Below are 7,265 nucleotides of genomic sequence, written 5' to 3'. Positions count from 1 at the left end.
GCAGCCCATGGCCCCGGGTGACGTGGCGGCCACCTATGCCGACATGAGCGCCCTGAGTGGGCTCACGGGCTTGCATCCCAAGGTGTCCTTGAAAGAGGGCATCGGCGCATTTGTGTCGTGGTACCGCCAGTACCACGGCGCTTGACGACCTGACGAGATCACCGAGCCATGAAGTGGATCCTGCTGTCCCCCTTTACCCACACAGAGAAGCCGGGGTGGTTGTTCGATCACATCGATCCACAGTCACAGCAGGTCAAGGCGGTTCCCGCGGCTTACCAGCACGACCGCTCGCGTGCGGTCTCGGGCCTGTCCGATTGGCGTGATTACCTCGTGCACGGTCTGAAGGCTGCCTGGCGCCTCCACACCACAGACCGAGGCGCCGGTGTCATCACGGCCTTCCCGCAGCTGGCCTCCATCATGGCCGTGCTCAAGCGAGCCGTGCTCCCATCGCGGGCGCCCATCCTGGCCTGGTGCTTCAACATGGGTCGGCCGTATGCGGGCTACAAAGGGGTGCTGGCCCGGTTCAGTCTGGGGGCCGTGCACACCTTTGTCGTCCATTCCAGGGCCGAAATTGGCATCTATGCAAAATGGTTGGACCTGCCCGAAAGCCGCTTTGAATTCGTGCCCTTGAGTGCCGCTGTGCCAGCGCTTGCGCTCAACCAGGCCGAGGCGTCGCCCGAAGCCGAGCCCTACATCGTGTCCCTGGGTACCGCCAACCGCGACTACCGAACCCTGATCGACGCCGTGCGCCCTCTGGGCATCAAGACCATCATCGTGGCCGGCCCGCACGCCCTCAAAGGCATCGACATCCCTGCTCACGTCGAGGTCCGCAGCGGGCTCACGCTGGAGGCCTGCCACCGTTTGGCCCAAGGTGCCCGGCTCAACGTCATCCCGATTGCCGACGTGTCTGCGGCTTCGGGGCAGGTCACCCTGATCGAAGCGATGATGCTGGGTTGCCCTTTGCTGATCACCGAATGTGCCGGAACGGTGGATTACGTCAGCGATGGCGAAGACGCTCGCCTGGTGCCGCCACGGGATGTGAAGGCCATGCGCGAGGCCATCGAGCAACTCTGGGCCGACCCCGATGCCTGTACACGCATGGCGCGGGCTGGGCAGCAGCGAGCGCTTTCTCAGTACACGTTCAAGGCGGTTGGGGTGCGGATGGCGGAGATCCTGGGGCGGATCGAGCGCACTCGTTGAGTTGCCGGCGGCGCTCGGCCAAAGGCTCAAGCCTGGCGTGGTCGACTCAGCAAGGGCGCCAGCCACAGCCGCTTCAAGCCGTGATCGATGGTGAACAGGGCGATAACTGTGACGCCCACGACCCAGCCCAGCAATGCTGGCGTAGATCGGATCCCATCAAAATAGGCGCCGATCAGCACAGGGTAGTGGAAGAGATAGAGGGGATATGACACATCTCCCAGAAAGCCCACTCCAGGCAATTGGAGCCAAGTTTTGGGCACTTGCCGAGCGACCATCACCGAGATTGCCGCGATCAGATAAGTGACGATCGAGAGCCTTTCTGGTGTGTGCTCATGGAACAGCACAACGACGCTGCAACCCAAAGTGATCAGTGCAAGCCTCTGATCGCGGTGGTGCCAGAGCATGAACCCCAAGAGCCATGCCCACATGTAGCGCAGCGCATTGAGCTTGCTCAGCACCCAATAGGCCGTTCCCCAGTCCTCGTGTTGCGGCAACATGAAGCACGCCATGGACACCGCCACGATGGCGAGCAGCCATCTGGCCGGCAACTTCACAAAGAGGGGCGCGCAGAGGTAGAAGAACACCTCAACAGCCAAAGACCAAAGCGGTGTGTTGAATGCCATGGGCTTGACCACAAAGGTCTGCAGCAAGAAGACATTGCCGACGGTGGCTTTCCAGCCCAGCGCCTCAAAGTGGCGGTCGTAAGCGTCGACATGCCCATGGCTCCAGAGCTCAACGGTGAGCGTCAGCAGCACTGCGCTGATGTAGAGCGGATAGATTCGCAGCAGACGTCGGCGGTAGAAGCCTTTGGGCATGGCGGCCAGTGAGGCGGCGATCGAGTATCCCGAGACCAGCAGGAAGCCCAGAACAGCGGCCTTGCCGCCCAGGTCATGCGTGAGCGTGATCCACCAGGACCTGTCCGCGGTGAAGTAGGCAAAGTGTGTCCCGAGCACGACCATGGCCAGGAAGAAGCGGACAAGGCCCAGAAGGTGCCAGTTCGGTGAGGGGTGCATGGCTTGAGAGCGTGCGAAAGTTGACAGTTATTGACGCAATCTTCGAGCCAAACACGCCCCCGATGCTCTCCTTGGATGTGTTCACGGGCACTCGGCGTTGGTTTTGCGTTCCTGTCCGTGGTTGTCTGGCATCAGAGGTTGAGGGGCAACACCGCGATTGAGCGATGGCAAGCGCGCTTGCCGAAGGTAAGCTCCTCCCCTCGCAAAGCCTTGCAGTACGTTCGCTGGGCTCATATTCAGGGAATCAGTTTGAGTGTGTTGTCAAATGCCAGGTGGATTGCCCTGGCGCAGGCGGTGAAGATTGGTGCCCAGTTGGTCAACATGGTGGTCCTCACCCGTTTGATCGGCCCCAACGATTACGGTCTCATGGCCCTCGCTGGCATTGCCACCAACCTGGCGCTCTTGTTGAGGGACATGGGCACGTCCGCAGCGATCATCCAGAAGGCAGAGGTGAGTCAGCAAATGGCCTCGTCCGTGTTCTGGTTGAACCTGGGCATGGGCACGGTGCTGTGTGGCTTCACCATGCTTCTGGCGCCGCTGATGGCCAATGTGTTTGGCACACCGCAACTTGTCGAAGTCCTGGTGTGGTTGGCGATCACCTTTCCGCTCAGCAGCTCTGCGTCGGCTCACCAGTCGACACTTGAGCGTCACTCACGCTTCAAGACCGTTGCCCTGATTGAATCTGTGGCTTCGGCGCTCTCTCTGGCGGTGGCGCTTTACCTTGCCTATCAGGGTTGGGGGGTGTTCAGCCTCGTCAGCCAGGCGGTGGTGTCGGCGGCCCTGTCTGCGGCCCTCTTGTGGTGGGCGTCGGGCTGGCGGCCAAGCCTGTCTTTCGAACTGGCAGAGTTGAAGGCCATCATGGGCTTCAGCGGCAACATGGCGGGCTATCAGCTGACCAGCTACCTCTTCCGCAACGCCGATGCTTTCCTGGTCGGCAAGCTGGTTGGCGTGGGCGCACTGGGCTTTTACGCATTGGCCTACAAGGTCATGCTCTTCCCGGTTCAGAACATCTCCTGGGTGGCCACCCGGGCAGCCTTTCCCGTCATGAGCCGCATGCAGGGAGACCTGCCTCAGCTCGCAGCCCTGTTTCTGCGCTTGCTGTCGGTCTTGTCGTTCATCGTTGGCCCGTTGATGTTTGGTTTGCTGGCAACGGCTCAGCCCTTCACCCTGGCGGTCTTCGGGGGCAAGTGGGCTGACATGGCCGGCATCCTGAGCTGGTTGTCCGTCGTGGGTTACGTTCAGGTCATCACCGGAACGACAGGGCCCGTGCTCATGGCGCTGGGGCGCAGTGGTGACCTCTTCAAGCTCGCCATTTTTGGCTCAGGCCTGCACCTCTTGCTGTTTGGCCTCGGTGCCTTGTGGCAAGGCAGTACGGGCGTTGCGGCTGGCTACCTCGTTGCATCCTTGGTCGTGTCGCCGGTCACCTTTTGGCTCACATGTCGGCGATTGGGCATTCGCTTGGGCCAAGTCTGGGGGGCAGTCTGGCCTTCCCTGGTCTGTGCCGTCGTCATGGCTGCCGTGGTCTGGTTTGTGCGCGCTGAAGTGGAAAAGGCTCGGTCTGCTGAGATGGTGCTTTGGGCGTGTGGCGCCGCTGGCCTGCTGACCTACGTCGCTGCCTCCTTCCTGTGGCAGCGAAGTCAATTCACTCAGGTGAGTGAGCTCATCAGGCTCAAGAAAGGTCAACCGGTATGAGCACGGCCGTCTACTTCATCGTCTCTGAAATATTCGCCCCCTTCTTTTTGAACGTGGGGGCCCAGATGCACAAGGCGACGGGGCTCAAGCCAGCCTACTTCGCCTTTCTGCCACGAGACAATCGTCGCTTGCGACAACTCCATGGCGACGTCTTTCCGCGTGACGTCTACAGCCTCGATCAGGTCAAGATCAACACATCGCTTTTCAGCGTCGAAGAGGCCGATCAGATGCTGGGCTTCATGATGGCCAAGCATGGTGGCGATGTGACCGACTGGCGCGCGCGTCTCTACAGCACGGCCAGCTACATTGATCACTACCTTGATGCAAACGATGTCCGGCTGATCGTGCTGTGGAACGGGCAAGACTTCGTCGGTCGCATCTTCTCGCTGCTTGGTGCACGGCGAGGCATCAAGACCGTGTTCTTTGAAAATGGCTACTTCCCGCGCACCCTTCAATGCGATCCGTGCGGCGTCAACTCCGCCTCGTCTTTGTCCAGCGTGCCGTTCAGTGAGATCCGTGCCGTGCCGAAGGCCGAGCCAAGCACTGCGGATGAGCCGGACCTCGAGATGATTTCGTTCCCGCCCATTTCCCGCCTTGATGTGTGGCTCAGTGGTCTCAAGAAGAGCCTGGCGCCGAAGTACCTCAAGCGCTTTCCCGAGCAGCGCGGATCGGACTGGCGAGTGGTGCGCCAACTCCAGCGAGCCAGGCAGGCCGTCCCGATGGACCAGCCTGACCTCCCTGAGCATTTCGTGTTTGTGCCGCTGCAGGTGCACGACGACACCCAGGTGCTGCTCAACTGCCGCCACTTTGACAGTGTCGAAACCTTCTTCCACGAAGCCTACAAAGCCATTCGGGCGGCGCTCCCTCCAGGCTATCCCATCGTGGTCAAGGAACACCCGGAAGACCTGTGTCGCCACGACTACGATGCCATCAGGCAGGCCTACCCGGATGTCATCTGGCTCAAGAAGTTCAACATCGACACCCTGCTTGAGCGTGCCAGCATGGTGGTGGTGATCAACTCCTCGGTAGGCCTGCAGGCCATTGCGCGCAAGTTGCCCACGGTGGTGTTTGGCGAGTCGTTTTACACACGGGACGAGATCGCCTTCGTGGTGCACGACCTCGCTCAGGCGGCTGAGGTCGTGGCCCGTGCGGCACAGGGCTTGAGTGGTGCCATGCTTGCCGACATCGACCACTTCGTGGCCTACCTTCGGAATGTGCACTTCATTCAAGGTGGATGGGCGTCGCCCCTGCCGGGCACCATCGTGCAAACGGTCAGGCGGCTCGCCTGGTTGGCCAAGTCATCGCCGACGCAGACACCACTGGTGATGCCTTCAGCTTGATCAGGCTTCGGCGGTCTTTTGTGGCGCGGCAGATGATCGCTCATCAATTCGCCGCCTCAAATGATGGCGTGCTGGTACCTCGATGCAACGATACCCAGCGTAAGCCATGCCGAATGAGACCGTGATGGCCAGCAACTTGACCGATGGCGTGCTGCCAAATACACGCTCCACCAACTGGTAGACCGGTAGATGCCAGAGATAGAGGCTGTATGAGAGCAGGCCAACACTGACCACTGGCCGCCAAGACAGCGCTTTTCTCAGCCAGTTGCAGGGCGAATGGTCGAGCGCCACCGCCACAGATGCGCCACCAAGGCCTTGGATCATGGACGCCATCAAGCCATCTTTGCCAATCGGTGAGAGCACAGATGCGAGCAACAACGCACCCCCCAATGCCAGCATGCCAATGTGCGGGCGCCAACCCAGCCTGACCAGGCATGCAGCGATCGCGCCGTAGAGCATTGAATCCAGCCGCTCTATCGTCCCGATGTAGAGGAGCAGGTCGTAACCTCCAGCATGCGCCAGCAGGGCTCTCCAGGCCAGCACCAGACCGCACAAGCCGAACGCACCCCAGGCGACCGTCCTGACTCCGCCCCTCTTGGCGAACAGAATCAAAGCCAGGGGCCAGAACAGGTAGAAGTGCTCCTCCACTGCCAACGACCAGAAATGACCGAACCCAGTCAGGTGATGCCCAAAATAGATGGCGGCATAGTTGGTGGTGTAGGACAGGGCAAACACACCGTTGAGGACTTCGCGCTTGGCACCCAAGAGCAAGAATGCGACCGAGCACGTGCAGACCACGACAGCGGCTCCGGGCATGAGCCTCGCCATGCGCCGAAGATAAAAACGTGGCAGATCCAGCTTGCCGCTCTTGGCCTGCTCGTCTAACAGCAAGCCTGTGATCAGATATCCAGACAGCCCGAAGAAAATTCCGACGCCCGTCTGCCCCAGATGCAGGTGTTTGAACAGATTTGTGTGGTCGAGCAAGACCATCATCACCGCCACTGCACGCAAGCCATCTAGCCATGGCCGGTATCCGCTCGCACTCGTCTGATCCCTGTTGTCATTGCTTGGGCCGCATCAAAGTCTAACAAGTGGTTTGAGCAACCAGCAGAACAAGTTGTGGACTGGAGGGCGCCATGCTGCCCCTCAGGCATGGGGGGTGAGCGCAGATTGGGCAGCGGGCACTGTTCGTGCAACAGCCGGCTGTCAGAATCCCGTCGCCCCATCACACTTGCCCTGCGCTACGCCCATGCCATTTCGTTCAGACATCAACGCCCTGCGCGCCTTGGCCGTCACCCTGGTGGTCTTGTTCCACTTTGGTGTGCCGGGTTTCGACGGCGGCTTTGTGGGCGTCGACATCTTCTTTGTCATCTCGGGTTACCTGATGACGAAGATCGTCATGACGGGACTGGAGCGTGGCACCTTCAGCTACCTCAACTTTGTGATCGCCCGGGTGGTCCGCATCTGGCCTGCGCTGGTGGTCATGGTGATGGCCTTGCTGGCCCTGGGGGCCTTGTTCCTTCCGCCCATGGACTACGAGGCCCTTGGCCGGCAGGCCCAGGCGGCCCTCATGTTTGACGCCAACCGATACTACCGGAGCGGTCCGGCGGGCTATTTCGTTAGCGGGCCAGATGAGCGCTGGCTCCTTCATGCGTGGTCGCTGGCGGTGGAGTGGCAGTTCTACCTGCTCTACCCCGTTCTGCTCTGGGCCAGCTTCAAGTTTCATGCCCTGCTGACAACCCGGTTGCGTTGGGTAAGGGCAAGACGTGTGTCGACGGCTCGCCAATGGGCTTTCGTGTCCCTTCTTGGGGTATCTGTTTTGTCGCTGATTGTTTGCTGGCACAAAACAAGCGGCGACCCCATTGGCGCCTTCTTCAGCCTGGCGCCCAGAGTTTGGGAGATGGCCGCTGGTGGCTTGGTCTATTTGGCGGAGCCTTTTCTTGCCGCCTGGCTTAGCCGTTGGGGCACGAGTTGGCGTTGGGCCGGGCTGGTGCTTTTGGCCCTTGCCATGTACGGGGGC

General features: G+C 60.7%; 5 protein-coding genes and 1 pseudogene. 4 read left to right on the top strand and 2 right to left on the bottom strand.

From position 1 onward, the window contains the following. Positions 1-168 precede the first annotated feature (168 nt). Positions 169-1,200, top strand: coding sequence for a glycosyltransferase (locus tag QZ994_RS17560; protein ID WP_290874713.1), 1,032 nt, complete (start codon positions 169-171; stop codon positions 1,198-1,200). A gap of 26 nt (positions 1,201-1,226) precedes the next feature. Here the strand turns inward: QZ994_RS17560 and QZ994_RS17555 are convergent, their stop codons facing one another. Continuing rightward, positions 1,227-2,213, bottom strand: coding sequence for an acyltransferase (locus QZ994_RS17555; RefSeq protein WP_290874711.1), 987 nt, complete (start codon positions 2,211-2,213; stop codon positions 1,227-1,229). Between the two features lie 210 nt (positions 2,214-2,423). On the opposite strand from QZ994_RS17555, the gene QZ994_RS17550 reads away from it, so the two are divergent. Together QZ994_RS17550 and QZ994_RS17545 are read left to right on the top strand one after the other, a co-directional pair. Continuing rightward, positions 2,424-3,905, top strand: a complete 1,482-nt coding sequence (locus tag QZ994_RS17550; protein ID WP_290874708.1) for an MOP flippase family protein — start codon at positions 2,424-2,426, stop codon at positions 3,903-3,905. Next, on the top strand, positions 3,902-5,245 hold the full coding sequence (locus tag QZ994_RS17545; protein WP_290874705.1) for a capsular biosynthesis protein: 1,344 nt from the start codon (positions 3,902-3,904) through the stop codon (positions 5,243-5,245). Before QZ994_RS17550 ends, QZ994_RS17545 begins: the two co-directional genes overlap by 4 nt. Here the strand turns inward: QZ994_RS17545 and QZ994_RS17540 are convergent. Beyond that, positions 5,246-6,259: pseudogene (locus tag QZ994_RS17540) on the bottom strand (acyltransferase family protein); the annotation flags it as partial. It lies immediately after the preceding gene. Positions 6,260-6,494: 235 nt separating this feature from the next. Between QZ994_RS17540 and QZ994_RS17535 the strand changes: the two are divergent. Further along, positions 6,495-7,265: acyltransferase (locus QZ994_RS17535; RefSeq protein WP_290874702.1), on the top strand; the 771-nt coding region annotated here is incomplete at its 3' end.

The organism is Aquabacterium sp., from assembly GCF_021768455.1.
GTDB lineage: Bacteria > Pseudomonadota > Gammaproteobacteria > Burkholderiales > Burkholderiaceae_C > Aquabacterium.
The sequence above is the reverse complement of the archived record's forward strand: the minus strand, read 5'-3'. Positions and strand labels throughout refer to the sequence as shown.